Genomic DNA, 24228 nt, shown 5'->3' with positions numbered 1-24228 from the left:
ATGGGAGAGAAGCCTGCACAGGGAGATGACGGAGGCAAGCCGCTCGAGGTGAACCTCGAGCTGCCGTCCTTCGGACTGCGCCGCAAGCGCAAGGAGAAGGGCGCCGCTCCGGCCGAGCCCGCCACGCCGTCGGCCGACGAGAGCGCCACCGCGGAAGCGCCTGCGTCCGACACGGCGCCCGCGTCCGCCGCAGAGGCCCCGGCGGCCCCACCTGCGGCACCGGCTGCTCCCCCGGCTGCTCCCCCGGTTGCCGCCGCTCCGGCTGCCGCTCCGGCTGCTCCGGTTCCCCCGCCGGTCTCCGCGCCCGAAGCCACGACGCCCGAGCCCTCGCGCTTCGCGCCGCCTGGCAGCGCCGCCCCGACGACCCCGACCCCGCCAGCACCGGCCGCGCCCGCTGCCCCGACGGACGCGACGACCACGGCGGAGCCGTCCGGTCAGTCCGTGACGGAGCCCGTCCTTCCCGAGCCGGCGGCGCCCCAGGCGCCCGCTGCACCACCGGTGGTCCCGGCGGGGAGCGGCGCTCCGGCGCCCTTCATGTTCGGACGGCGTGCGCCCGCTGCGGAGCCTGCGTCCGCAGCGCCCGCGGAGGCCCCGGCTCCCGCCGCGGAGCCCGCCGCCCCCGCCCCCGCCCCCGAGGCGCCGATCGCGCCGGCGGAGCCGTCGGTCCCCCACCCGCCCGCACCCACCGAGCCGACGCCCCCCGCTCCGGTAGCGCCCGTCGAGGCAGCCACGCCGACGCCGGCAGCCCCCGCCGCTCCAGCTCCGGCCGCACCCGCGCCGTACGCTCCGCCGGCCGACGTGGAGCACACCGCAGTCCTGCCCTCCGCCGCTCCGGCCCAGCCGGCGCCGGCGACGGCGGACGCGCGCCCGATGTACGTCGAGGAGCGCATCGACACCAAGGCCGCGAAGCCGAAGCGCGAGAAGGCGCCCAAGCCCCCGAAGGCACCCAAGTCGTCGGCCGTCCCGAAGCCACCGAAGGACCGGGCCCCGATGGTCTCCGTGCCGGAGACGGCCCCCGAGGTCGGTGCGGCGATCGTCGGCCTCCTCGTCGGCTTGCTGGCCTGCGGGCTGACCTGGCTGAGCCTGCAGGGCTGCGAGAAGATCCGCGGCGTCCACTCCTGCGGTGGCCCCGGGTTCCTCGTGCTCCTGCTCGTCCTGCTGGTCCTGGTCGTGGTGGGCGCCCTGCTCCTGCGCCTCTTCCGCGTGCCCCAGCCGCCGAGCACGAGCTTCCTCGCCGTCGGCCTGACCTCGATGCTGACGCTGCTCTTCCTGGCGAGCTGGATCTCGAACTGGTGGATCGTGCTGATCATCCCGCCGCTCACGGCTGCCTGCTACGTCCTCGCCCAGTGGGTCACCCGCCACTCCGCCGAGGACTGACCAACCCCGCGTCGCGAGAGGGCCCTGCCGAAGCCGGCGGGGCCCTCTCTCGTTGCCGCGGGACGCAGGCCTCCGGGCCCTCCCGAGCCAGGAGGAGGCCCGAGCGCAAGCGAAAGGCCCGGCGGCCGAGGAATCCCAGGGAGTGGGCTTGGGCTCTTCCTCGGCCGCCGGGCCTTTGGCTTGCGCGGAATGTCAGATCTGCGAGGCGATGATCTCCGCGAGCTGCACGGTGTTGAGCGCCGCACCCTTGCGCAGGTTGTCGTTGGAGATGAAGAGCGCCAGGCCACGGTCGCCGTCGACGCCCGGGTCCTGCCGCAGCCGGCCGACGTACGACGGGTCCTTGCCGGCCGCCTCGAGCGGGTTGGGGATGTCGACGAGCTCGACGCCGGGAGCGTCCTTGAGCAGCTCGGCCGCGCGCGCCGGCGTCATCGGCCGGGCGAACTCGGCGTTGACCGCCAGCGAGTGGCCCGTGAAGACGGGGACACGGACGCAGAGGCCCGAGACGCGGAGCTCCGGGATGCCGAGGATCTTGCGCGACTCGTTGCGGAGCTTCTGCTCCTCGTCGGTCTCGTTGAGGCCGTCGTCGACGAGGCCGCCCGCGAACGGGATCACGTTGAAGGCGATGTTCTTCTTGTAGACACCGGGCTCGCCGAAGTCGACGGCCGAGCCGTCGTACGCCAGCTCGGTGGCCTTGTCGCCGGCAGCGGCGACGCCGTTGGCCAGCTCGGAGACGCCGGCGACGCCCGAGCCCGAGACGGCCTGGTACGACGAGACGATGAGGCGCTCGAGCCCGGCCTCCTCGTGGAGCGGCTTGAGGACCGGCATCGCAGCCATCGTGGTGCAGTTGGGGTTGGCGATGATGCCGCGGCGGGCCTCGATCACCGGCGCCATCGCGTCGGGGTTGACCTCGGCGACGACCAGCGGGATCTCGTCGATCTTGCGGAACGCCGAGGAGTTGTCGACGACGATCACGCCCGCGTCGACGAAGCGCTGCGCGTGGGCCTTGGAGGTCGCGCCGCCCGCGGAGAAGAGGGCGATGTCGAGGCCGGTCGGGTCGGCGGTCTCGAGGTCCTCGACGACGACCTCGCGGTCACCGAACGGCAGCGACTTGCCGGCCGAGCGGGCCGAGGCGAAGAAGCGGACGTTGTCCACCGGGAAGTTGCGCTCGAGCAGGATCTGGCGCATCGCGACGCCGACCTGGCCGGTGGCGCCGACGACGCCGATGTTGACGGGGCGAGGAGTGCTCATCGGCCGGTACCTCCGTAGACGACGGCCTCGATCTCGTCCGAGCCGAGGTTGTACGCCGCGTGGGCGGCGTTGACCGCAGCCTCGACCTGGGACTCGGCGACGACGACCGAGACGCGGATCTCCGAGGTGGAGATCATCTCGATGTTGACGCCGGCGTCGGCGAGGGCGGCGAAGAACGTGGCGGTGATGCCGGGCGCGGTGCTCATGCCGGCGCCGACGACGGAGACCTTGCCGACGGAGTCGTCGTACTGCAGGCGCTCGTAGCCGACCTCGCCCTCGAGCTTCGAGAGCGCGGCCATGGCGGCCTGGCCCTCGGCGCGCGGGAGCGTGAAGGAGATGTCGGTGCGGCCGGTGGCGGCGGCGGAGACGTTCTGGACGATCATGTCGATGTTCGTCTGGGCCTCGGCGACGGCGCGGAAGATCGCAGCCGCCTCGCCGACCTTGTCGGGCACGCCGACGACCGTGATCTTGGCCTGGCTGCGGTCGTGCGCAACGCCGGTGATGATGGCGGCTTCCATGGTGTCTCCCTCGGTGACGTCTTCAGCCTTCACGACCCAGGTGCCTTCCTTGTCCGAGAAGGACGAGCGCACGTGGATCGGCATGTCGTAGCGGCGCGCGTACTCGACGCAGCGCAGGTGCAGGATCTTGGCGCCCTGCGCGGCCATCTCGAGCGTCTCCTCGTAGGAGATGCGCGGGACCTTGCGGGCGCGGGGCTCGATGCGGGGGTCGGCGGTGAAGATGCCGTCGACGTCGGAGTAGATCTCGCAGACGTCGGCCTTCAGCGCCACCGCGAGCGCGACGGCGGTGGTGTCGGACCCACCCCGGCCCAGCGTGGTGATGTCCTTGGTGGTCTGCGAGACGCCCTGGAAGCCGGCGACGATCGCGATCGCACCCTCGCCGAGCGCCTCGACGATGCGGCCCGGGGTGACGTCGATGATCTTGGCCCGGCCGTGCTCGGCGTCGGTGATGACACCGGCCTGCGAGCCCGTGAAGGAGCGCGCGTCGAAGCCGAGGCTCTGGATCGCCATCGCGAGGACGGCCATCGAGATCCGCTCGCCGGCGGTGAGCAGCATGTCGAGCTCACGCGCGGGCGGCAGGGGCGTGACCTCGTTGGCGAGGTCGATCAGCTCGTCGGTCGTGTCACCCATCGCGGAGACGACCACGACGACGTCGTGACCGGCCTTCTTGGTCGCGATGATGCGCTGGGCGACCCGCTTGACGCCGGCTGCGTCGGCCACGGAGGAGCCGCCGTACTTCTGCACGACAATGCCCACGGTTGTTTCCTCACTCCACTGCTGGACGGATCCCGGGCGCGCCAGCGGGCGCAGCCCACGGGCCGTGAGTCTACCGGCGGCGTACGGCGCGCCCCGCTGATATCTCAGTCACGCGCAGCGCACGCGGGGCTCACTCGCCGAGGATCTCCTCGGCGACCGCGATCTCCTCGTCCTCACCGGTGAACTCGGCGTCGAGCCGGTCGTGGGTGATGACGGCGAGCAGCGCGTTGAGCGCGGCGCCGGCGAGGTTGCCCCAGTTGCTGACGTAGGAGAACTGCCACCACCACAGCGCCTCGGCGACGTTGCCGAGCCGGTAGTGGCGCAGGCCGTTGTCGAGGTCGGCGGCGATGGCGACCATGTCGTCGGAGAGCTGGCCCTCGACCACCTCGGGAAGGTATGGGTCGAAGACGAAGCTGTAGGTGTCGAGGTTGTCGAGCAGCTTGGCCAGGGAGATGCGCAGGTCGTCGATGCCCTCGGGCTCCGGGCCCACGTCGGGCTGGAACTCCTGGACCGGGTTGAAGTCCTGCTGGACGCCGAGGCGGGCGCCGGCGAGCAGGATCTGCGACACCTCGAGCAGGAGCATCGGCACGGCGACGCCGGCGGACTCCTCGCGGGCGATCGCGTTGAGCGCGATCAGGAAGCTCTCGACCTGGTCGGCGATCTGCGCGGCGAACTCGCCGTGCTCGACGTCGAGCGCAGCCAGCCGCGCCTCGCCGTCCTGGACCTCGACCTGCCCGTTGTCGTCAGCCATCTGCGCTCCTCCGTCCGGCGAATGCACGCCCCAAAGTCACTTCGTCGGCGTACTCGAGGTCGCCTCCCACAGGCAGTCCACTCGCAAGACGCGTCACGCGCAAGCCCAGCGGCTTGAGGTTGCGCGTGAGGAAGGTCGCGGTCGCCTCGCCCTCGAGGTTGGGGTCGGTCGCGAGGATGACCTCCTGGACCGTGCCGTCGGCCAGGCGCACCAGCAGCTCGCGGATCCGGAGCTGGTCGGGGCCGATGCCGTCGATCGGGCTGATCGCGCCACCGAGCACGTGGTAGCGCCCCTTGAACTCGCGGGTGCGCTCGATCGCGGCGACGTCCTTGTACTCCTCGACGACGCAGATGACGCTCGGGTCACGCCGCGGGTCGCGGCAGATCCGGCACTGCTCCTCCTCGGAGACGTTGAAGCAGACCGAGCAGAACTTCACGCGCTGCTTGACCTGGACGAGGACCTCGGCCAGCCGGCGTACGTCCTCGGGCTCGGCCTGGAGCAGGTGGAACGCGATGCGCTGCGCGCTCTTGGGACCGACGCCGGGCAGGCGGCCGAGCTCGTCGATGAGGTCCTGGACGATGCCTTCGTACAAGTTCGGTGTGTCCTCAGAAGCCGGCGGGCGCGCTGCCGCCGCCCATGCCGGGGAGGCCGCGCGTCAGGCCTCCGGTGATCATGCCGATGCTCTCCTCGGAGGTGGCGTCGGCCTTGGCCTTGGCGTCGCGGTACGCCGCGACGACCATGTCGCCGAGGTCGGCCAGCTCGTCGGGGTTGGAGCCGTCGAACTCACCGGCCTTGATCTGGACGCCGAGCAGGTCGCCGTGGCCGTTGACGGTCGCGGTGACCGCGCCGCCGGCGACGGTGCCCTCGAAGGTGGCGTTGGCCAGCGCCTCCTGCGCGACCGCGAGGTCGTCCTTCATCTGCTGCGCCTGCTGCAGCAGCGCTGCCATGTCGAAGCCGCCTTCGGCACCGAACGGGTTCTGCGTCATGGGTCTGTTCTCCCTCAGCCGTCGTGGCGGATCTCTTCGATGATGGTGGCGCCGAGCTCGCGCTGGATCAGCTCGGCCCCGCTCAGGCCCATGGACTCCACGTCGGGGTCGTCACGGTGGGCCTCTGCGTCGGCGGCGAACGGGTCGGGCCGCTGCGCCTGCGCGCCGGGGTCGGTGGCGGCCTGGCGCAGGGCCTCGCGGGCCGGGTTGACGCTCGGGCGGTCGCCGGCCGCCACGGAGCCCGCAGCCTGCTCGGCGGAGAGCGCGCGACGGTCCTCGGCGGCCGGGTCGTCGGGCTCCTCGTCCGCGGGCGGCTCGGGGATCGCGGCGGTCGGAGCCGCGCTGACGGAGGCGGTCGGACCGCCCTGCGCGACGATCGCCTCGACCCGCCAGGCGTGGCCGACGACCTTGACGCCGGCCTTGCTGACCAGGTCGGCGTGGTCGCCGCGCGTGAAGCTGTCGCGCGCCCCCGCGCTGTCGAAGCCGAGCGTCAGGGTCGTGTCGTCGACGCCCACGACCTGCGCGTTGTTGGTGAGGAGCATCCAGGTCAGGCGGCGCATGCCCTTGATCTGGTCGACCATGTCGGGCCAGAGGCGGCGTACGTCGGGGAGGCCGAAGCGCGAGCCGCCCGTGGAAGCAGTCGGCGCGGGCGCTGCCGGGGTGGGGGCTGCCGGGGTGGGGGCGGCCGGGGTGGGGGCCGCGGGGCCTGCGGGGGCAGGCGGCGTCTGCCCGGTCGGCGCAGCGGCCTGGCCCGGCTGCCCGGTCGGCCCAGCGGCCGCACGGGCGTCGGGCGTCGCGGGCGTCGGCTCGACTGGAGTTGAGGCGGGCCCGCCGGGCGTGGGGTTGGCACCCGAGCCGGGGCGCACCGCGTCCCAGCCGTGGGTCGCGGGGTCGGCGGGGGCAGGAGCCCCGGGAGCAGCGGCCGCAGGAGCCTCCGGAGCGGCCCCCGGACGAGCCGCACCGGGCACCGACGAGGTGACCTGACGCGCGGCGGCGCGGGCAGCGGCGATGCCCGACTGGGCAGCACCGACGCCCCGCTGGGCCACGGCCGCACCGGCACCCGCGACGGCCTGGCCAGCCTCGGCGACCGCGGCACGGGTCGATCCGGAGCCGGGCTCGGCACGCAACTGGTCAGGAGCGGCAGCAATCTCGGCTGCAGGAGCGCCGTTCGCCGCCAGTTGCGGGGCCGACGGCGCGGCAGGGGCGGCCGGCGCACCGCCCTCGATCGTCATCCGCCGCTCGAGGCGGTCGAGGCGCGCGAGCACGCCGTCGGAGGTGTCGTCGGCACCGGGCAGCAGCACACGGGCACAGATCAGCTCGAGGAGGAGGCGCGGAGCGGTGGCGCCGCGCATCTCGGTCAGCCCCTTGGCCACCAGGTCGGCGGCACGCGAGAGCTCGATCGCACCGAACCGCTGCGCCTGCGCCACGAGCCGCTCGCCGGCGTCCTCGGCGACGTCGAGGAGACCGGTCGACGGAGCGTCGGGCACCGCGGCGACGATGACGAGGTCGCGCAGGCGGCGCAGGAGGTCCTCGGTGAAGCGGCGGGGGTCCTGGCCGGTCTCGATGACCTTGTCGACGACGCCGAAGACACCCGAACCGTCGCGCGCGGCGAAGGCGTCGACCACCTCGTCGAGCAGCGAGTCGGGCGTGTAGCCGAGCAGGCCGGCCGCCAGGTCGTAGGTGACGCCGTCGGAGCCGGCACCGCCCAGCAGCTGGTCGAGCACGGAGAGCGTGTCACGCGCCGAGCCGCCACCCGCGCGGACGACGAGCGGCAGGGCCGCCTGCTCGATCGCGACGCCCTCGGCGTCGCACAGCTGCCCGAGGTACGACGTCAGCAGGCGCGGCGGGATCAGCCGGAACGGGTAGTGGTGCGTGCGCGAGCGGATGGTCGGCAGGACCTTCTCCGGCTCGGTCGTGGCGAACACGAAACGCAGGTGCGGCGGGGGCTCCTCGACCAGCTTGAGCAGGGCGTTGAAGCCCTGCGTCGTGACCATGTGGGCCTCGTCGATGATGTAGATCTTGTAGCGGCTGCGCACCGGCGCGAAGAACGCCTTCTCGCGCAGGTCACGGGCGTCGTCGACGCCACCGTGGGATGCGGCGTCGATCTCGATGACGTCGATCGAGCCCGGGCCGCCGCGCGCCAGGTCGCGGCACGAGTCGCACTCGCCGCAGGGGTCGGCGATCGGGGCCTTCTCGCAGTTGAGGGCGCGCGCGAGGATGCGCGCGGAGGTCGTCTTGCCGCAGCCACGCGGGCCGGAGAAGAGGTAGGCGTGGTTGACGCGGTTGTTGGCGAGGGCAGCACGGAGCGGCTCGGTGACGTGGTCCTGGCCGATCACCTCGGCGAACGTCTCCGGGCGATAGCGCCGGTACAGGGCGAGGGGTGCTTCCACGTCGTGAACCCTAGTTGGCGCCACTGACACACACCATGGCAGGCCGTACGCCGGTCACGGCTGCACGCGGGTGAACCACCGGCCCAGCCGGCCACCCTGGCCCGGGCAGGTGACGTCACGGTCGCGCTGGTCCTCGATCCACTGGGTGAGCACGGCCTGCCCGCCCCCGAAGGACCAGTCGGCGGCACAGCGGGCGAGCGCGGTCGCCATCGAGGTCTCGCCTGCCGCGCGCCACTCCGGCGCTCCCCCGGTGCGCCACGTGCCGACGACGCGCTTCCACAGCGAGGGCACCGAGTAGTAGCCGATCTGCAGCCCGGCGTCGCGGTAGCCCCGCGCCGTGCCCTCCACCACGGCGGCGTTCTCGCCGGTGTTGCCGCTCCAGTCGAAGTCGGGCACCGGCTCGACGTCGATCCACACGCCCGGCACGTCGAGGCCTGCGGTGCGCATCGTCTTCAGCGAGTACGCCGCCGCGGCGTACCCGGCGTTGTGGAGCGCGCCGAGGCGGGTGCTGCCGTCGTAGGGGCCGGCGTCCTTGACCTGCGCGAGTGTGGCGGGCGCCGGCCACGACACCACGGCGTACGCCGAGACGAGGAGGCTGCGCGAGCGTGCCCAGGCGACCTGGTCGGCCAGGCAGGGGTTCGGCGTGAAGCTCGGGCCGTTGGTGAGGCCGAGGACGACGAAGCGGGCCGCGGCGGTCGGCAGGGGCGCGCCCTTGGAGCGCTTCTGCGGGATGCCCATGCCCTCCGGGCACTGCGGCCAGCTCGCGTCGGCCCCGAGCACGCGCCGGTCGGGGCCGTCGGACACGTGCGTGGGCGCGTGGGAGTTGGCCTTCGCGATCGCCTCGTCGAGACCCTTGGGGATCTGGATCGCGGGCTGCGACGGCGCCCCGACCACCGACCCGGACGGCGATCCGGTCGGCGCGGCCGGGGTCGTACCCGAGCCACCCGGCGGCGACGCGGCAGGCGTCCCTCCCCCGCAGCCGCCCACGAGGGCAGCCAGGGTCAGCACGCAGGCAGCGAGACGGAGGGGCACGAAGCGAGCCTAGGCGCGTCCGACGACGTAGGAGGCGTGGTCGGCGAGAACCACCTGGTGCATCGTCCCCACGGCCTCGCGGAACCGGTGCGGGTCGAGGGCGTGCGCCTCGGCGCGCGCCTTCTCCTGCGCGGACGCGTCGACGCCGTGGACGTCGACCGTCGCCGCTGCCATCGAGCCCAGCAGCCGGCCGCCGTCCTTGCGCCGGAGGCCGGAGAGCTCGATGCGAGCCAGGTCCGGAGCGAGGTCGCGCACCTGCCAGCCGTCGACGCGGACCGCGTCGGGCGAGCAGCCGAGCTGCTTCGTCGTGCGTGCGAAGAGACCCGCGTCGGGCTCCGGCATGCCGTCGACCTGCGTGGCCGCCCACACCGCGGTGCCGGGGCCGGTCTCCTTGGCCTCGCGGGCGTGCCAGGTGCCGTCGGCGGCCTTGCCCACCCCGACGATCCGGCGGTGCCCGAGCGAGCCGGTGCCGGCGGCGTGCACGTGCCAGGTCGGCTCCCAGCCGGGAGGGGCCGTCGCAGCCGAGGCCTTCGCGACGGCCGCCGGCACCGCGGCCGTCGCACCCTTCAGCAGCCTCCGGTAGAACCGGTCGGCGTCCGGCGGCTCCGGGAGGAGCGGGCGCAGGTGCTTCGCGTCCTTGCCAGCGAGCTCGATGCCGGCAGCCGGCCGCGCGTCGGCGTACGCCGCGAGGAGGAGGTCGCAGACGTCGTCGTCGGCGACCTTCACGTGGGGCGCGACCTGCGCCGAGACCGCGACCCGCAGCAGGTCGAGCAGCCAGGGGCCGCGGGCGAGCTCGTCGAGGTCGTTGACGCCCCAGCGCGGGGTGTCGTGGACGTCGCGCCAGGTGCCGAAGTTCTCGACGTGGAGGTCGCCGACGACCGGCAGCCGGACGGTGTCGAGCACCCAGGGCACCTGCTCGGCCACGCGCACCAGCCACAGGTAGTAGGTCCCGCGGAGGAACCGCAGCCGGTCCGTCGCCAGCTCCTCGTGCTTGCGCGCGACGTCGGCGGCGACGACCGGGATCTGCCCGGCCAGCCACCCGTCGTACGCCGCGGTGAGGGCGCGTGCGTCGCGCGTCATGCGACCGGCGCCCCCGTTGCGGGGCGGGGCGACGTGGTGACGAGTCCGCTGCGCGCGGCGAGGGCACCGCCGGCCACGGCGACCGCGATGGTCACGAGCGCGCCGAGCATGAGCGCCGCCGCCTCGCCCGGGCGGAGCACGCCGAGCTGGGTGCCGACCGTCGCCGCCGCCACGGGCACGCCGAGCTGGGCCGCCGCGAGCAGCGACAGCGAGAGCGGCTGCTTCACCGCGAGGGCGACGAGGTGGGTGAGCGCAGCACCGGCGCCGAGCATGAGCCCCAGGACGACCATGTCGGGATGGCTGCCGAACGCGCGCAGGTTGAGCGTCGCGCCGAGCCAGACGAAGAAGAGCGGCCCGAAGAATCCCTCGGTCAGCGCGAAGAGCTGCTTGGCGAGGCGCCGCGGCTCCCCCACCGCGGCGACGCCGAGGCCGAAGGCGAAGCCGGCCAGCATGATCGAGACGTGCATCTCGAGCGCGAGCGCGGCCAGGGCGAAGAGGAGCACCAGCTGGATCCGGAGCTCGGCGGCGAAGAGCCGTTCCTCGGAGACGTCGTGCACCCGGTCGCGGATGCCGCGCCGCTCGAGCCAGCCGAGCAGGAAGAAGAGCGCGACCGCGGCCGCCACGACGGTCATCGCACCGAGGGCCGCGCGCCCCGCGTGCGCAGGGTCGATGACGAGCGGGAGCGCCACGATGCAGGCCGCATCGGCCACCGCGACCTGCGGCAGCAGCCCGATGACCGCCGGGCCGCCGAGGCCGAGCGAGTCGACGACCGGCAGCACCAGCGCGGCGGACGACGACGCCATCAGCACGGCGTACAGCGGGGCGTGGTGGACGCCGGAGGCGAGCGCGACGCCCCAGCCGAGCGCAGCCGCGGCCACGGCTACGAGCACTGCGCGCACCACACCGGACCGGAGCGCGGGGCGCAGGGCGGGGTCGCGCACCGGCACGTGCGTGCCCGCCACGAACATCACCAGCGCGAAGCCGATGTCGGCCAGGAACGTGAACGTCGGGTCGGACGGGTCGACCCAGGCGATGCCGGTGCGGCCGATCGCGATGCCGGCGAGGAGCTCGCCGAGCACCACGGGCAGGTGCCACGAGCGCCGCAGCGCGAGGAGGGGCCCGGCGAGGGCGACGAGCCCGATCACCGACAGCTGGGCGAACGTCATGGGCTGAACATACAAAGGCCCCCCGTGCACCCGACAGAGCTCGCCTGCCCTTGCTGCCTTCCGGCCCTGGGGGAGTTCAGCGAGATGCCGCCGCACGGGGGGTTGCCCCGAAGTCTAGAGGGCGGCACCCGCGGGCCCAAATGGCGGGTCGGGCCGGGGGCGATTTCTCCACAGGGGCGAGCCACCGGTAACGTGCTCCACGGATCTGTCGCCTAGTGGCCTATGGCGCACGGCTGGAATCCGTGTTGGGTTAACGCCCTCGGGGGTTCGAATCCCCCCAGATCCGCCACCTGGACGCCGCTCTTCGGAGCGGCGTCCTTGCATTTCGGCCAAGTACGGCGGCGCGGGCCCTCAGGCGGCCGGGGCGGTGCCGTAGAGCATCCGCAGGACGACCTCGGTCAGCTCGTCGAGCGCACGGTCGAGGTCGTCCGGCGCCAGGTCGCTCATCGCGCGGAACCGCGCGTCGCGGACGTCCCAGACCATCGCGGCGAGCGACGCGGCCGCGATGCCGTCGGGAGCCAGGCCGGCCGCGCGGTCGCGCTCCACCTTGGCACCGAGGCCGGCCTCGAAGCGGTCCCGCAGGCGGGCGGCCCACTCGAGCACGGGCTCGTAGTCCACCGATCCACGGGCGCAGACCAGGATCTCGCGGTGACGCCGCCAGACCTCGGCGACGATCCGGTGCTGCTCACGCAGGCCGGCCCGGTCAGGCCCCTCGCTCGCGAACCACGCGTGCGAGGCACCGAAGTCGTCCCACAGCTCGGCGAGGAGCGCGGCGACGACGGCGTGCTTGGTCGGGAAGTAGAAGTAGAACGCCGTGCGGGTCACGCCCGCGGCCTTCGCGATCGCGTCGACGGTCAGGTCGGCGGCGCTCCGCTCGGCGAGCAGCGCCCGCGTCGCCTCGAGGATCTGCGCCTCGCGCTGGTCGCCCTTCGTGGGCCCGCCGCGACGACGTACGGGGGTCGTCGTCTCGGTCGTCATGCGGCCAGTGTACGGGCGCGACGCCGCGACGACAGCGGTGTTTGACGTCACGTCATAACTTTTCGACACTCCGTCAATTCTGTGTCACGCTTCTCGGCATGACCACTCACCTCGACACTGCCGTCGAGGCGCCCTCGGCGGCCCACCAGGCCAGCCCCGCGACGTACTCACGGCTCGTGCTTCCCGCCATGGCGGCGAACGTCTTCCTCCTCTCCCTGATCCAGACGATCGTCGTCCCGGCGCTTCCCCTGATCGGCCAGCAGCTGCACACCTCGGCGACGACCGTCGGCTGGGTCGCGACCGCGACGATGCTCGCGGCCTCCGCCGTCACGCCGCTCTTCGGCCGCCTCGGCGACGTCTTCGGCGCGCGCCGCGTGATCCTCGCGGCGCTCGTCCTGACCCTCGCCGGCTCGCTCATCGCCAGCCTCGGCGACTCGATCGGCGTCCTCATCGCCGGCCGCGCGCTGCAGGGCGCGAGCTTCGGCCTCTTCCCCCTGGCGATCTCCGTGATCCGCCATGAGCTGCCGCCGGCGAAGATCGCGCACGGGATGTCGATCGCCGCCTCCGCGCTCGGCTTCGGCTCCGGCTTCGCGCTCGTCGCGACCGGCGTCCTCACCCAGAACGGCGGCGACTACCACCGCATCTTCTGGCTCACCCTGGCCGCGTCGGCCGCGATGCTCGTCCTCTCGGCCCTCGTCCTCCCCCGTCGCGCCGGCCTTGGTGGTCGCGTCGACTACCTCGGTGCCGTCGTCCTCGGCGCCGGGCTCGTCGCCCTGCTCCTGCCCGTCTCGCAGGGCCACGAGTGGGGCTGGGGCTCCACCCCGACGATCAGCCTCTTCATCACCGCGCCGGTGATCCTGCTGGCCTTCGGCTTCCTGCAGGCGCGCACCGCCCAGCCGCTCATCAAGCTCTCGGTCCTCGGCCACCGCGAGGTCCTCGCGACCAACCTGGCCTCGCTCTTCGTCGGCTTCGCGATGTTCAGCGTCTTCCTCGGCGCGACGTACTTCGTGCAGTCACCCGAGGCGCTGACCGGCTACGGCTTCAGCGCGAGCGTGCTGCGCACCAGCGTCCTCTACATGCTGCCGGGCACGCTGCTCTCGATCCCGCTGGGCCCGATCGCCGGCCGCTACGTCGTGCGCCACGGCGCCCGCCTCGTACTGCTCGGTGCGGCCGTGCTCGGTGTCGCCTCGATGGCCTCGCTGGCCCTCCTCCACGCGGACACCGCGGAGTTCATCGTCGCCCTGGTCGCGGGCAACGCCGCCATCGCCGTCGCGTACGCCGCCATGCCGGCGCTGCTCTTCCAGCACGTCGCTCCGCAGGACACCGGCGTCGCCAACTCGGTGAACTCGATCATGCGCACGGTCGGCGGCGCCATCGGCTCCGCGGTCGTGATCACGATCCTGGCCGCCTCGGCGACCACCTTCGCCACGCCCTCCGGGCCGGTCGCCCTGCCCACCGAGGGCGCCTACGTGACGGCGTTCGTGCTGGGCGGGATCGCCTTCGCACTGGCCGCCCTGCTGGCGGCGTTCGGCCTGCGGCGCGACCAGCACTGACCCCGGAGCAAGCCCCTCAGGCCGTGACGGCGGTCATGGCCTGAGGGGCTCGTCACATGCCATAGACGCAGGTCACACGGTCTTTTCCTTGCTTCTGGGCACTGCCCGGAGGAGAGTTTCAGTGTACGGGTGATCACTGAGTTCACCTCGTGTTCGCACTCAAAGGAGAGTGACCCATGAACCCCACGAACAAGGCCCTCCGTAGCCAGGGCATCCCCAAGGTCAACGCCGACGCCGCCCGCATCGCGTCGCGCCTCGGCACCTTCCCGCTCTTCGCCGACGCCGAGCGCGGCGACCTCGTCGCGATCGCGGCCTCCGGTGTCGAGCTCAACGTGCCCGCCGGCTGGTCGCTGATCTGGGCGAAGACCCCGGCCGACAAGGCCTACGTCATCCTCGAGGGCGAGGTCGACATCAAGCTCGAGTCCGGCAAGACCGTCCGCCTCGGTGCGGGCGACGTCATCGGCGAGAAGGCGATCCTGGAGCACTCCCTGCGCTCCGCGACCGTCGTCGCCGCGACGCCGCTCGTCGTCCTCCACTTCACCGCGGACGCCGTCACGAGCCTGTACGCCGACGTCCCGGCGTTCCGCACCGCCATCGACACCACGCTGGCCAAGCGCGTCGCCTGATCCACCGGGCTCCGGCCCGCCGCGCAGCAACGCCCTGTCCGTCACGGACAGGGCGTTGCTCGTCTCCAGGGGTCAGTGCTTCTTGCCCTTGTGCTTCTTGCCCTTGCCGGCCGGCTTCGGCTGCGGCGCCTTCTGCGTCGTGGGCTGGGTGACCTTCGGCGCGGACGTGCTGGGCGTCGGCGTCGCGCTCGGGGTGGCCACCGGCGTGGGCAGGGCCGCGAGCAGCCGCTGCGCCGAGGCCACCACGCGGTCAGCGGCGATCTCGTCGAGGTCGCCGTCGTCGCGGGCCGCATCGGCCTCACTGATGATCCTGCGGAGCTCCGCCCTCGCCTTGTTCCAGTGATGCGCGGCCATGAGGGTGTCGACCTTCGTCAGCGCGGAGCCCAGCGCCGGCACCTGGTCGGCAGCCGTCGTCGCGGAGCCGTTGCCGCACCCCGCGAGCAACAGCACGCCGGCGGCCAGCACGGCCCGCCTCATGGCGTGCTCCCGTGGATCGCCTCGTGCAGGTCGGCCAGCGGCGCCCGCAGCCCCGAAGGTACGCCGGACGGCACCGGCGTCACGCTGCTCGCGGGCGGCGCGGGGTCGCGGAGCGCGAGCCAGAGCGCGCCCACGAGTGCCAGCACCGCGAGCACGGCAGCCGCGGCGACCAGCCGGGAGAGCCCGCTCGAGCGCGACGGCCGCTCCGCCGGGCTGGCGGCCGCGCGGGCACCACTGCCCTCCTCGGCCGCGGCCGGCGTCACGGCCAGCAGCTGCGTGCGATCGGGCTGCTCGGCCACGGCGAACGGGGCCGTCGCCTCGGGATCGGCGGGCGCCAGGTCCTCACCGTCGAACGCGGCCAGGGTCGTGGCCACCTCCTCCGCGGTGGGGCGGTCGGCAGGGGCGACGGAGGTCATCGCGCGCAGCAGCGTCGCCCAGCCCAGCGGCAGGTCGGCCGGGACGGCGGGCGGCCCCTGCAGCCGCGCATAGACCATCTCGGTCGTGGTGCCGCGGAAGGGACGCTCGCCGGTGAGCGCCTCGAGGAGGAGCAGTCCGAGCGAGTAAACATCGGTCGCTCCCGACAGCTCCCCCGCGGACGCCTGCTCCGGGGCCAGGTAGGCGGGCGAGCCGATCGCCTGGCCGACGGCGGTGTGGCGCGACGTGCCGTCGAGGAGGTGGGCGATGCCGAAGTCGGCGATGAGGGCACGCGCGCCGGGCGCGAGCAGGATGTTGCCCGGCTTCACGTCACGGTGGACGACGCCGCACGCGTGGGCGTAGGCCAGGCCCTCGGCGACCTGCCGGCCGATCTCGGCCACGTCGGCGGCGGGGACGGCTCCCCCGGCGAAGCGGGAGGCGAGCGTCGCACCCTCGACGAGCTGCATCGCGAGCCACGGCTGGTCGTCCTCGAGGCCCGCGTCGAGGAGCGTCACGACGGCGGGATGGTCGAGCCGCGCGAGCGTGTGCGCCTCCGCGGCGAAGCGCTCGCGGTCGGTCTCCGACGCGGCCTGCACCCGCAACAGCTTGAGCGCCACCGGGCGGCCCAGCCGCTCGTCGTCGGCGCGGTAGACGTCGGCCATGCCGCCACTACCGAGGAGGTCGCCCAAGCGGTAGCGGCCTGCGACGAGGGACCCAGTTGCGGCTGACATGCCCCGACCGTACCCGCCGGGGACGCGCTCGAAGCGCGGCCCCCGGGGGCCGGAATCAGGCGGCGTTGGAGGAGTGCTCGGCGCGCGCGACGGTGTCGAGGATGGTGCGGGCGACCAGCTCGGGGTCGTCCATCATCGGGACGTGGCCGACGCCCTTGAGGATGGTGTGGAACGCCTCCGGGAGCACCTTGCGGGCACGACGGCCCTGGTAGGGCAGGAGGACCTTGTCGTGCTGCGACCAGGCGATCGTGGCCGGCACGGGCAGCGGGCCCTGGAACTGGAACGCGCCCAGGAAGAGCTCGCGGACGGCCGGGCGCGCGGCGAGCATGTTGCGCAGGTCGCCGACGGCGACGTCGGCCGGGATGCGCGACGGGTGCGAGGAGAGCCAGCTGAAGCCGATCGCCTTGCCCAGCTTCGTGCGGAAGAGGTGCGGCGCGATCGGGGCCAGCAGGCCACCAGCGGTGATCATCGTCCTGAAGAGGCCACGCACGTAGAGGAAGTCGAACGTGCCCTTCCAGAAGCCGGCGGGCGAGAGCGCCACGACGGAGCTGACGTGGCCGTTCATCGCCGCCTCGAGGGCGATCAGGCCGCCGAGGCTGTTGCCGACCACGTGGGGCGTCTCGATGCCGAGCTCCTCGTAGAAGGCTTCGAAGACCTCGTGCAGGTAGACCCGTGCGCTCTTGCCCTGCGCGTCGTACGCCGGGGAGTCACCGTGGCCCGGGAGGTCGACGGTGATCACCTCGTGGCCGGCTGCGACCAGCAGCGGAACGATCGGGTCCCATCCCTGGCGCCGGTGACCGATGCCGTGGACGAGGACGATCGGAGTGCCGGAGCCGTGGCGTTCGTGGGCGAGCATCGAGACCAACCTTTTGCGTGGGGGACCGATCCGCGATGACCGGCACAACGACGCTACTCGCGACATCGAGTCACACACAGTGTCCGGCCTCACCTCGCGCACGTGACGTGCGCCACGCCGTACGCCGTTGACGAAGGCAGGTCAGGGGGTGTCGTCGCCCGACCAGGTCACGCCCTCGCGGATCACGCGCGCAGGCGTGCCCGCGACGGCCGTGCGCGCGGGGACCTTCTGGTTGCGCACGAGGCTCCGCATGCCGACGACCGCGCCGTCGCCGATCTCCACGTGGCCGCTCACGATCGCGTCGCGGCCGAGCCACACGTGGCGGCCGAGGCGGACATGGGCGCCGTACGGGTTGAGGCGGGCGCCGGTGGCGACGTCCTCGAGGCGGTGCATGTCGTCGGTGACGACGTACGCACCCGCGGCCCAGAGCTGGTCGGGCTGCGCGATGACCGAGCCGCCGTTGCGGGCGTCGACGATCGCCTTGCCGGTGGCCACGACGTGGGAGTTGAGCACGATCGTCGAGCGTGCATCGCAGTAGAGGTCGGCCGCAGCCATGAACGTCGCCGGGCCGACGAAGACGGTCGCGCCGTCGCCGCCGACCAGCAACGAGGAGAAGAACTCCATGCCCGTCGCGCAGACGACCAGCGCGTCGTGGAAGGGGTAGGTGGTCAGGACCGCGACCATCTCGGCCGGGATCGACATCCGCTCGGCGAGGTAGAGCGCGTTGCCGTTGGCGTGCCACCAGTCGGGCAGCGGCGCGGTCACCTCCTGCAGGACGAGCCCGTCGAGGACCTCGGCCAGCACCCCGGAGGCGAGGAGTCGCGTGCGGTGGTCAGGGCGCAGTGCAGCGCCGCGGGTCCACGGCACCTCAGGCGCCCGCGACGGAGCTGGTGGTGCGCTCGGCCGTGTCGACGATCAGGCCGACGCAGTAGCCGACCAGGACGTCGCGCTCGACCGGGAGGGTGCCGCTGAGGAACTGCGTGAAGAGCGAGGTGAGGGCCCCGACCAGCGCCACCGACGTCAGCCGGCGCTGCGCCGGGTCGAGCCCGTCGGGGAATGCAGCGTCGACCACCGCGAAGAAGTCGGGCATGTGGCCCAGGCCGAGCTCGGCGATCGCCGGCTCGCGGTACGGCGCGAGGAGCAGCACGCGGCCCATGTCCGGCCGGTCGATCATCAGCGCCACGAACGCGTCGACCGCGCGCGTGGCGACGTCGCGGAACTCGCCGCCCGCCGCCGACGCCGCGACCAGGGCCTGGCGGGCCTGCTCGCTGACGTCGTCGTAGACCGCCCGCGCGTAGTCGTCACGCGTTCCGAAGATCTCGTAGAAGTACCGCTCCGTGACGCCCGTCGAGCGGCAGGCCGCGCGCACGTTGACCGCCCCGGCCTCCTCGGCCCCGAGCAGGCCGATGCCGGCGTCGAGCAGTGCCCGGCGGCGTACGGCGTTGCGGTCGGTCGGCGTCACGGCTGCAGGCTACGGCCTCACGCGGGGCCGGAGCACGGCTTTAGAAAGGATCCGTCTCCCAGAATCCCGGACGCGGCGCGACCTTGCCCAGCAGCTTCGTCGGGACGTCGACGACGCCGGGGCCGCCCGCGTTGACCCAGTCGATGACCGCCTGGGTCTCGGCCGGGAAGAGGATGCGGGAGAGCCAGACCGGCTTCGCGCCCTGCTTGCGGGCCGCCGGCGTCGGCGTCACGACGACGACGTTGGAGCGCTCGCAGGCGAGGAGGCACTGCGAGACGACCACCCGACCGGAGTCGGAGAGGCCCTCCCGCAGCGCCTCGACCTGGGCGTCGTGGTCGACGCCCGGATGCTTGCGCACAGTGCCGCAGCAGCAGTCACGACAGAGCGTGACGGTGGGTCCTGCGGGTGCTGCGCTCATGCGGAGTCCTGACGAAGGTCAGGCGGCGACGGTCTCGCGCGCCTCGACCGCCGGGACCTTGCGGCCGACCAGCGCACCGAAGATCGCGCCGAGCGCACCCCACAGCACGACGAACTGGCCGAGCGAGGCCATCCGGAAGTTCCAGATGAGCTCCGGCGAGGCGTTGAGCGCGAGGGAGAAGTCGCGGCTCTGCACCGTGTCGGGGGTGTTGGGGATCAGCAGCTGCAGGCCGACACCGGCCAGCACCACGAAGGCCAGCACGAGCGCCGTGCGGACCCCGCCGTCGACCGTGCCCTGGAGCGCCTTGTCGAGCGCGAACGCCGCCAGCACGAGCACGACGCCGAGCACCATCGCACCGAGGTAGATCAGCGTGCGGTCCTCGATCGTGGACGGGTCGCCCACAGCCGGCGGGTTGCCCGGGATCGCGACGAACGGGAAGAACGTCACGCCGAAGAAGGCCAGGCCAGCGAGCGCCAGGGCCTTGGTCCGGTCGTGGTAGCCCGGGAGGCGGCCGCGCGCCGCGGCGTACACGACGGCGAAGACGAGGCCGACGAGCGCGCCGACGACGACCAGGGCGAGGACCGCGAAGAGCACCTGCTGGGGGTGGCTCACGAGCTCGTCGTGGTGGTGGACGTGGTTGCCCTTGGCGGCGACGGCCGCCGCCTCGCGTGCGTTGCGGGCGTCCTCGATGGCGAGCGCCTGGTTGATGAAGCGCTCGGTGATCAGCAGGAGCCAGACCGCAGCAAGGCAGCCGGCAGCGGCTCCGGCCGCGAGTCCGCGGCGGAGCAGGTCACCGATCTGCATCAGTGGCAGGGAACGCCGAGCGCGTGACGCGCGTCGTGCGTCAGCTCGTGCAGCCACATGGCCTTGTCGGCACCGAGGACGGCGTCGTTGGCCTGCAGGGCGAAGAGAACGGCGAAGGCGGCGAGCGCGAGGAGCGCCCAGGCCCAGGCGGGGACGCGGATCGCGGAGAGCTGCGTGGGGGTCATGGTGTTTCCTTCCAAGTGCCTCGTGGACTTACCGCTGCAGCCGGTCTCCTGGCTTCCGGATCAGCGCTCCGTCTCACCTTCCCAGCCCGGAGGCCAGTGGCTTGTCGAGGGGAGCTCCCCGGTCACAGTGGCGAGGACCACGTCGGAGTCACACCGACTTCCCGTGCACTGCAGCTTGGTCGCACTCTCTCATGGATCGCCCGGGCCTGACCACCGCGGATGAGGTCCCGGACACGACGTCCGGACATGGCCGTGGGCGTCCGTCACACGACGGACGCCCACGGGCGGTGCTCAAGTCTGTGCTGAGGTCAGCGCTGAGTTGCGCGTGGCCGCGGGTCAGGCGGTCCAGCGCACGGCGTCGTCGAGGAAGTCGGCCATCGCGTAGACACCGCGCAGCTCCTCCTTGCGGCCGAGCAGCTCGACGATCTCGCGGGCGTGGCGGGGCTCGAGGCGCTGGCGCCGGGTCGGTGCCTCGGCGAGCGTAGTGGATGCCTCGGTGGTGGTGAGGTCGGGTCGGATCTGGTGAATGGTCATCGGGGGCCCCCTTCGTGTCGTCCTTGTGGGATGCACCGATCCTTGTGGGCCCGCATGAGCACGCGGTTCACACAGGGTTACAAATGCGTAAGAGGGGCTGAGGGCTGCGTCACTCCGCCCTTTCCGGCCCGCGCAGCGATGTCGGTGACGCGCGCCCGGGCGCCTAGGCTTCCGGGGACCCACGCACGGACAGGACCTCGGGAGCCCCCATGACCAGCGAGCTCAGCAACGGCGTCTTCAGCGACCACCTGTGGACCGACATCGGGATGACCGTGCTCGTGTCGATGGCCGCCACCGTGGTGATCTACCTGGCCCTCTTCACGCTCGTCCGCGTGCTCGGCAGCCGCACGCTGGCCAACCTCTCCACCTTCGACTTCGCCTGCGTGATCGCGGTCGGAGCGGTGGTCGGGCGCACCGCGGTGCTCGGACACCCCAACCTGCTGACCGGCCTCGTCGCGCTGGTCACCCTCTTCGCGTTGCAGGGCCTCTTCGGCTGGGCACGCGGCCGGGAGCGCGGCGGCCGTCTGGTCAACCCGAAGCCGGTGGTCGTCGTGCGCGACGGGGTGGTCGATGCGGCCGCGATGCGTCGGGCACGCCTCACCGAGGACGAGCTCCGCTTCGCCGTACGCCGGGCGGGGCTGCCGGGCCTCGCGGCTGTCGGGCTCGTCGTGCTCGAGCAGAACGGCACGCTGAGCGTGGTCCGCGCCGGCGAGCGCGAGCCGTGGCTGGAGGCGGACCTCTCCGCGTCCGCGTCAGCGGGCCAGGTCGTCGAGCGCGTCGGCCAGCGCTGACGTCCCGGCCGGGCCGCGCGCGGCGAACCGGAGCCACGTGCCGTCGAGCCCGGGGAACGTGTCGGCACGGCGTACGGCGATCTTGCGGGCACGGAGCTCCTCGCGGATCCGCGTGGCCTCGGGATGCTGCGCCAGGACGAACGGACCGCGCGGGTCGTCGACGACGGTGAAGCCGCGGGCGCTCAGCGTCGCGACAAGGGCGGCGAGCTGCTCCGGGAGCTGGCGCCGGACCCCGGCGGCGTAGGCGAGACCCTCGGGGCTCACGCAGGCCTCGGCGGCGACGGCGGCGAGGGTGCTGACCGGCCAGGGGCTGCGGCGTGCGGCCAGGCGGCGGAGCACGTCGGGGTGGCCCACGAGGTAGCCGATGCGCAGGCCAGCGATCGAGTAGGTCTTGGTGAGGCTGCGGGTGACGAGGAGGCGCGGATCGGTCGCGGCGTCGCGCACGAGCGAGTCGCGCGGGGCGTCGATCGGCTCCACCACGTCGAGGAACGCCTCGTCGACGAGGACGGTCACGCCGTCCTGGGCGAATCCGCGGAGCGCGCCGCGCGGGTGGAGGCGGCTCGTCGGGTTGGTCGGGTTGCCGACGATCACGAGGTCGGCGCCGCGCGGGTCGGTGCTCGTCAACCGGAAGCCGGTCTCCGCGGTCAGGAGCAGGCGCGCGGGGTCGTGGCCGTGGGCACGGAGGGCGGCCTCGGGCTCGGTGAACTGCGGGTGCACGACGGCCGGCCGCTCCCACGGCTGCTGGGCGACGAGGCCGAACGCCTCCGCCGCACCGTGCGTGAGCAGCACGCTCTCGGGGTCGATGCCGTGCGCGCGGGCGACGGCGTGCGTCGCGCGGGTCGGGTCGGGGTAGCGGGCGAGGTCGGCGACCGCCCCGCGCAGCGCCTCGGCGAGGAACGCCGGCGGCTCATCCGCATGGACGTTGACCGCGAAGTCGAGCATCCCCGCCTCGACCTCCACGTCGCCGTGGTGCGCGAGGTCGTGGGAGGGGGCGGCCGCACCTGGTCGCGACCGGCCGGACTCCGGTCGCGCAACCTGCCCTTCAAGACCAGGTGCGGAGTTGCTCCGGCCGATGACGACGACCCAGTCGTCGGCCTTCGCGGGCTGGGCGAGCGGGGACGCACCGGCGGCGAGGACGGCAGCCTCGGCGACCGACGGCGTACCGCTGTGGGAGGCGACCGTCGCGGAGGGATGGGCGACGGGCTGGGCGGCGAGCTCGTCGGCCGTGAAGGCGCGGATGCCGGCGTCGAGGCTGACCGCGAGGAGCTGTACGCCGGGGTGACCGGCGCGTGCCTCGATGGTCGCGACCGTGTCGACGTCGGCCGGCGAGAGCCCGTGCGCGGCGAGCTGCTGCTGGACGAGCGCGACGAGCGCGCCCGGATCGGAGGAGGGGCGGCCGCCGACGCCGAGGACGACGCTCACGCCTGCTCCAGGGCGATCGCGACGGTGACGGTGTCGCCCTCGTCGATGCCCTCGGCCGTGCGGACCGCCTTCTTGACCGGCAGCACGTAGGGGCCGGCCTTGCCCTCGGGAAAGAGGCTCGTCGCCCAGCTGCTGGCGCCGATCGCGACCTCGACGCGGACCGAGCCGAAGCCGCCGGGCGGCCCGGTCAGGGTCTCGCGGACGTCGTCGCTCAGCTCCTGCGGCAGCCGCACGAAGAACCACGACGCGTCCGGCTTCCACCGGAAGAGCTCGGCGTCGAAGCTCCAGCTCACGCCGGCACGCTCGCGGCGTACTGCCGGGCCGCCTCGACCAGGCGGGCGGCGTGCTCGGGGTGGCCGGCGCCGTGGACGTGGAGGTACGACGCGTGGACGCTGCCCCGGACCCAGCCCTCGGTCGCGGAGGTGCCGTCGTGCAGCTCCCACCGCCAGGCGGGGTTGGCGGCGTCGGTGTCGTAGGTGACGGCCGTCTTGTGGAACTCGTGGCCGGTCACCTGCTCCCCCGCGCGCACGATCGGGCCGTCGACGAGGGCCGTCGCGCGGCGGTAGCCCAGGGTGAGGCGCCGCGTCATCTCGGCCGACATCGGCACGGCACCGGCCATCGCGACACCGTCGAGCGCGCGGCCGAGGTAGAGCAGGCCGGCGCACTCGGCGACCGTCGGGCCGCCGGCCTCGACGAAGCCGCGGACGTCCTCGAGCAGGTCGGCGTTGGCCGCCAGCGCGTCGAGGTGCATCTCCGGGAAGCCACCGCCGACCACCAGGGCGGCGGTCCCGAGCGGGAGGCGGTCGCCGGCGAGCGGGTCAACCGTCACCACGTGGGCGCCGGCGGCGGTGAGCTGCTCGACGTTCTCGGCGTACGTGAAGGAGAAGGCGGGGCCCCCGAAGACGGCGACCGTCGGCCCGGTGGTATCGACAGGCTCACCCACGGTCGGCGACCAGGGGGTGGCGTGCAGGTCGGGAGCGGTGCGGGCGAGCTCGAGCAGCGCGTCGAGGTCGACGTGCTCACCGATCAGGTCGGCGAGGGCGTCGACGGCGGCGACGGCCTCGGGGGTGCGCTCGGCGACCGGGATGAGGCCGAGGTGCCGGCTGGGCACGACGATCTCGGGGAGCCGCGGGACGACACCGAGCACCGGGATGCCCACGATCGAGGCGCGGACCTCGGCCTCGTGGCGCGGGGAGGCGACGTTGTTGAGGATGACGCCGGCGACGCGCACCTCGGGGTCGTACGTCGTGAAGCCGTGCACCACGGCGCCGACCGAACGCGAGGCGGCGGCGCAGTCGACGACGAGCACCACGGGAGCGGCGACCAGGCGGGCCACATGTGCCGTCGACGAGAAGCCCTCTCCCCCGAGCTGGCCGTCGAAGAGGCCCATGACTCCCTCGATGACCGCGACGTCGGCGACGGTCGGTGTCGACGCACCGTGGAGCAGCAGCGGGACGATCCGCTCCTCCCCCTGGAGCATCGGGTCGAGGTTGCGACCGACCCGGCCGGCGGCGAGCCCGTGGTAGCTCGGGTCGATGTAGTCCGGCCCGACCTTGTGCGGCGACACCTCGAGGCCCCGGGCACGCAGCGCAGCCATCAGCCCGGTCGCGATCATCGTCTTGCCGTGCCCGGAGCCGGGCGCGGCGACGACGAAGCGAGGAAGTCGCGTCACC

At 73.2% G+C, this 24228-nt stretch carries 26 protein-coding genes, 1 tRNA gene, 1 other RNA gene and 1 riboswitch; of the genes, 5 read left to right on the top strand and 23 right to left on the bottom strand.

What is annotated here, in order from left to right:
- Positions 1 to 1377 carry a hypothetical protein gene (locus IEX47_RS09240; RefSeq protein ID WP_188783705.1) on the top strand — a complete coding sequence of 459 codons (1377 nt, stop codon included), beginning with the start codon at positions 1 to 3 and terminating at the stop codon, positions 1375 to 1377.
- Positions 1378 to 1569: 192 nt separating this feature from the next.
- Here the strand turns inward: IEX47_RS09240 and IEX47_RS09235 are convergent, their stop codons facing one another.
- The 10 genes from IEX47_RS09235 to ffs all read right to left on the bottom strand — a co-directional run bounded on the left by IEX47_RS09235 (position 1570) and on the right by ffs (position 11408).
- Entirely contained in the window at positions 1570 to 2625 is a 1056-nt protein-coding gene (locus tag IEX47_RS09235) for an aspartate-semialdehyde dehydrogenase (protein ID WP_188783704.1), read from the bottom strand.
- Positions 2622 to 3899 carry an aspartate kinase gene (locus tag IEX47_RS09230; protein WP_188783703.1) on the bottom strand — a complete coding sequence of 426 codons (1278 nt, stop codon included), beginning with the start codon at positions 3897 to 3899 and terminating at the stop codon, positions 2622 to 2624. Before IEX47_RS09230 ends, IEX47_RS09235 begins: the two co-directional genes overlap by 4 nt.
- Before the next feature lie 130 nt (positions 3900 to 4029).
- Positions 4030 to 4650, bottom strand: a complete 621-nt coding sequence (locus IEX47_RS09225; RefSeq protein ID WP_188783702.1) for a DUF5063 domain-containing protein — start codon at positions 4648 to 4650, stop codon at positions 4030 to 4032.
- Positions 4643 to 5242, bottom strand: a complete 600-nt coding sequence (gene recR / locus IEX47_RS09220; RefSeq protein ID WP_188783701.1) for a recombination mediator RecR — start codon at positions 5240 to 5242, stop codon at positions 4643 to 4645. The genes IEX47_RS09225 and recR overlap by 8 nt, the downstream gene beginning before the upstream one ends.
- A 13-nt stretch (positions 5243 to 5255) precedes the next feature.
- Positions 5256 to 5636, bottom strand: a complete 381-nt coding sequence (locus tag IEX47_RS09215; protein ID WP_188783700.1) for a YbaB/EbfC family nucleoid-associated protein — start codon at positions 5634 to 5636, stop codon at positions 5256 to 5258.
- 14 nt (positions 5637 to 5650) lie between these two features.
- Entirely contained in the window at positions 5651 to 8026 is a 2376-nt protein-coding gene (locus IEX47_RS09210; protein ID WP_188783699.1) for a DNA polymerase III subunit gamma and tau, read from the bottom strand.
- 54 nt (positions 8027 to 8080) lie between these two features.
- Positions 8081 to 9058 (bottom strand): glycoside hydrolase family 25 domain-containing protein, encoded by a 978-nt coding sequence (locus IEX47_RS09205; RefSeq protein WP_188783698.1) that lies wholly within the window; start codon positions 9056 to 9058, stop codon positions 8081 to 8083.
- A gap of 9 nt (positions 9059 to 9067) precedes the next feature.
- The gene (locus IEX47_RS09200) at positions 9068 to 10138 is read right to left on the bottom strand and encodes a DUF2252 family protein (RefSeq protein ID WP_188783697.1); all 1071 of its coding nucleotides are present in this window, start codon (positions 10136 to 10138) and stop codon (positions 9068 to 9070) included.
- Positions 10135 to 11304 (bottom strand): cation:proton antiporter, encoded by a 1170-nt coding sequence (locus tag IEX47_RS09195; protein WP_188783696.1) that lies wholly within the window; start codon positions 11302 to 11304, stop codon positions 10135 to 10137. The genes IEX47_RS09200 and IEX47_RS09195 overlap by 4 nt, the downstream gene beginning before the upstream one ends.
- A gap of 13 nt (positions 11305 to 11317) precedes the next feature.
- Positions 11318 to 11408, bottom strand: an RNA gene (gene ffs / locus IEX47_RS09190) — signal recognition particle sRNA small type.
- A gap of 97 nt (positions 11409 to 11505) precedes the next feature.
- On the opposite strand from ffs, the gene IEX47_RS09185 reads away from it, so the two are divergent.
- Positions 11506 to 11593: transfer RNA gene (locus tag IEX47_RS09185), tRNA-Ser, on the top strand.
- 62 nt (positions 11594 to 11655) lie between these two features.
- Here the strand turns inward: IEX47_RS09185 and IEX47_RS09180 are convergent.
- Positions 11656 to 12282: a TetR/AcrR family transcriptional regulator gene (locus IEX47_RS09180; protein WP_188783695.1), complete on the bottom strand. Its 627-nt coding sequence runs from the start codon at positions 12280 to 12282 to the stop codon at positions 11656 to 11658.
- Positions 12283 to 12380: 98 nt separating this feature from the next.
- On the opposite strand from IEX47_RS09180, the gene IEX47_RS09175 reads away from it, so the two are divergent.
- Both IEX47_RS09175 and IEX47_RS09170 read left to right on the top strand, forming a co-directional pair.
- Positions 12381 to 13835: an MFS transporter gene (locus IEX47_RS09175; protein ID WP_188783694.1), complete on the top strand. Its 1455-nt coding sequence runs from the start codon at positions 12381 to 12383 to the stop codon at positions 13833 to 13835.
- 176 nt (positions 13836 to 14011) lie between these two features.
- Positions 14012 to 14461 (top strand): cyclic nucleotide-binding domain-containing protein, encoded by a 450-nt coding sequence (locus IEX47_RS09170; RefSeq protein WP_188783693.1) that lies wholly within the window; start codon positions 14012 to 14014, stop codon positions 14459 to 14461.
- A gap of 72 nt (positions 14462 to 14533) precedes the next feature.
- Here IEX47_RS09170 and IEX47_RS09165 read toward each other — a convergent pair whose 3' ends face one another.
- The 9 genes from IEX47_RS09165 to IEX47_RS09125 form a co-directional block, all read right to left on the bottom strand.
- The gene (locus IEX47_RS09165; protein ID WP_188783692.1) at positions 14534 to 14938 is read right to left on the bottom strand and encodes a hypothetical protein; all 405 of its coding nucleotides are present in this window, start codon (positions 14936 to 14938) and stop codon (positions 14534 to 14536) included.
- Positions 14935 to 16083 (bottom strand): serine/threonine-protein kinase, encoded by a 1149-nt coding sequence (locus IEX47_RS09160; protein WP_188783691.1) that lies wholly within the window; start codon positions 16081 to 16083, stop codon positions 14935 to 14937. The genes IEX47_RS09165 and IEX47_RS09160 overlap by 4 nt, the downstream gene beginning before the upstream one ends.
- 55 nt (positions 16084 to 16138) lie before the next feature.
- A complete protein-coding gene (locus tag IEX47_RS09155) occupies positions 16139 to 16939 on the bottom strand; it encodes an alpha/beta fold hydrolase (RefSeq protein ID WP_188783690.1) in 801 nt (266 codons plus the stop codon).
- Positions 16940 to 17080: 141 nt separating this feature from the next.
- Complete coding sequence (locus IEX47_RS09150) at positions 17081 to 17806, bottom strand: acyltransferase (RefSeq protein WP_188783689.1); 726 nt, start codon at positions 17804 to 17806, stop codon at positions 17081 to 17083.
- A 1-nt stretch (position 17807) separates the two neighbouring features.
- Entirely contained in the window at positions 17808 to 18401 is a 594-nt protein-coding gene (locus IEX47_RS09145) for a TetR/AcrR family transcriptional regulator (RefSeq protein WP_188783688.1), read from the bottom strand.
- Between the two features lie 40 nt (positions 18402 to 18441).
- Entirely contained in the window at positions 18442 to 18819 is a 378-nt protein-coding gene (locus IEX47_RS09140; RefSeq protein ID WP_188783687.1) for a hypothetical protein, read from the bottom strand.
- A gap of 18 nt (positions 18820 to 18837) precedes the next feature.
- On the bottom strand, positions 18838 to 19623 hold the full coding sequence (locus tag IEX47_RS09135; RefSeq protein WP_188783686.1) for a CbtA family protein: 786 nt from the start codon (positions 19621 to 19623) through the stop codon (positions 18838 to 18840).
- The gene (locus IEX47_RS09130) at positions 19623 to 19808 is read right to left on the bottom strand and encodes a CbtB domain-containing protein (RefSeq protein WP_188783685.1); all 186 of its coding nucleotides are present in this window, start codon (positions 19806 to 19808) and stop codon (positions 19623 to 19625) included. Before IEX47_RS09130 ends, IEX47_RS09135 begins: the two co-directional genes overlap by 1 nt.
- Before the next feature lie 21 nt (positions 19809 to 19829).
- Positions 19830 to 19996, bottom strand: a riboswitch (cobalamin riboswitch).
- A gap of 148 nt (positions 19997 to 20144) precedes the next feature.
- A complete protein-coding gene (locus IEX47_RS09125; RefSeq protein ID WP_229662748.1) occupies positions 20145 to 20342 on the bottom strand; it encodes a hypothetical protein in 198 nt (65 codons plus the stop codon).
- Positions 20343 to 20551: 209 nt separating this feature from the next.
- On the opposite strand from IEX47_RS09125, the gene IEX47_RS09120 reads away from it, so the two are divergent.
- Entirely contained in the window at positions 20552 to 21133 is a 582-nt protein-coding gene (locus tag IEX47_RS09120) for a DUF421 domain-containing protein (RefSeq protein ID WP_188783684.1), read from the top strand.
- On the opposite strand, the gene cobC is transcribed toward IEX47_RS09120, so the two are convergent.
- The 3 genes from cobC to IEX47_RS09105 are packed head-to-tail and all read right to left on the bottom strand — an operon-like array spanning position 21095 to position 24227.
- Complete coding sequence (gene cobC / locus IEX47_RS09115) at positions 21095 to 22555, bottom strand: Rv2231c family histidinol phosphate aminotransferase CobC (RefSeq protein WP_188783683.1); 1461 nt, start codon at positions 22553 to 22555, stop codon at positions 21095 to 21097. The genes IEX47_RS09120 and cobC overlap by 39 nt on opposite strands.
- The gene (locus IEX47_RS09110; protein WP_188783682.1) at positions 22552 to 22848 is read right to left on the bottom strand and encodes a DUF1905 domain-containing protein; all 297 of its coding nucleotides are present in this window, start codon (positions 22846 to 22848) and stop codon (positions 22552 to 22554) included. The genes cobC and IEX47_RS09110 overlap by 4 nt, the downstream gene beginning before the upstream one ends.
- On the bottom strand, positions 22845 to 24227 hold the full coding sequence (locus tag IEX47_RS09105; RefSeq protein ID WP_188783681.1) for a cobyrinic acid a,c-diamide synthase CobB: 1383 nt from the start codon (positions 24225 to 24227) through the stop codon (positions 22845 to 22847). Before IEX47_RS09105 ends, IEX47_RS09110 begins: the two co-directional genes overlap by 4 nt.
- Position 24228: the final 1 nt, after the last annotated feature.

This window comes from Nocardioides phosphati (genome assembly GCF_014646375.1).
Taxonomy (GTDB): domain Bacteria; phylum Actinomycetota; class Actinomycetes; order Propionibacteriales; family Nocardioidaceae; genus Nocardioides; species Nocardioides phosphati.
Note: the sequence above shows the minus strand (reverse complement) of the source record. Positions and strands in the feature narration are given on the sequence as shown.

What these genes read in the sequence shown, in the direction of transcription:
- IEX47_RS09240 (WP_188783705.1), top strand. Translation starts at nt 1, where the DNA reads ATGGGAGAGAAGCCTGCACAGGGAGATGACGGAGGCAAGCCGCTCGAG.
- IEX47_RS09235 (WP_188783704.1), bottom strand. Translation starts at nt 2,625, where the DNA reads ATGAGCACTCCTCGCCCCGTCAACATCGGCGTCGTCGGCGCCACCGGC.
- IEX47_RS09225 (WP_188783702.1), bottom strand. Translation starts at nt 4,650, where the DNA reads ATGGCTGACGACAACGGGCAGGTCGAGGTCCAGGACGGCGAGGCGCGG.
- IEX47_RS09215 (WP_188783700.1), bottom strand. Translation starts at nt 5,636, where the DNA reads ATGACGCAGAACCCGTTCGGTGCCGAAGGCGGCTTCGACATGGCAGCG.
- IEX47_RS09200 (WP_188783697.1), bottom strand. Translation starts at nt 10,138, where the DNA reads ATGACGCGCGACGCACGCGCCCTCACCGCGGCGTACGACGGGTGGCTG.
- IEX47_RS09195 (WP_188783696.1), bottom strand. Translation starts at nt 11,304, where the DNA reads ATGACGTTCGCCCAGCTGTCGGTGATCGGGCTCGTCGCCCTCGCCGGG.
- IEX47_RS09180 (WP_188783695.1), bottom strand. Translation starts at nt 12,282, where the DNA reads ATGACGACCGAGACGACGACCCCCGTACGTCGTCGCGGCGGGCCCACG.
- IEX47_RS09175 (WP_188783694.1), top strand. Translation starts at nt 12,381, where the DNA reads ATGACCACTCACCTCGACACTGCCGTCGAGGCGCCCTCGGCGGCCCAC.
- IEX47_RS09170 (WP_188783693.1), top strand. Translation starts at nt 14,012, where the DNA reads ATGAACCCCACGAACAAGGCCCTCCGTAGCCAGGGCATCCCCAAGGTC.
- IEX47_RS09165 (WP_188783692.1), bottom strand. Translation starts at nt 14,938, where the DNA reads ATGAGGCGGGCCGTGCTGGCCGCCGGCGTGCTGTTGCTCGCGGGGTGC.
- IEX47_RS09160 (WP_188783691.1), bottom strand. Translation starts at nt 16,083, where the DNA reads ATGTCAGCCGCAACTGGGTCCCTCGTCGCAGGCCGCTACCGCTTGGGC.
- IEX47_RS09155 (WP_188783690.1), bottom strand. Translation starts at nt 16,939, where the DNA reads ATGCTCGCCCACGAACGCCACGGCTCCGGCACTCCGATCGTCCTCGTC.
- IEX47_RS09140 (WP_188783687.1), bottom strand. Translation starts at nt 18,819, where the DNA reads ATGAGCGCAGCACCCGCAGGACCCACCGTCACGCTCTGTCGTGACTGC.
- IEX47_RS09135 (WP_188783686.1), bottom strand. Translation starts at nt 19,623, where the DNA reads ATGCAGATCGGTGACCTGCTCCGCCGCGGACTCGCGGCCGGAGCCGCT.
- IEX47_RS09130 (WP_188783685.1), bottom strand. Translation starts at nt 19,808, where the DNA reads ATGACCCCCACGCAGCTCTCCGCGATCCGCGTCCCCGCCTGGGCCTGG.
- IEX47_RS09125 (WP_229662748.1), bottom strand. Translation starts at nt 20,342, where the DNA reads ATGACCATTCACCAGATCCGACCCGACCTCACCACCACCGAGGCATCC.
- IEX47_RS09120 (WP_188783684.1), top strand. Translation starts at nt 20,552, where the DNA reads ATGACCAGCGAGCTCAGCAACGGCGTCTTCAGCGACCACCTGTGGACC.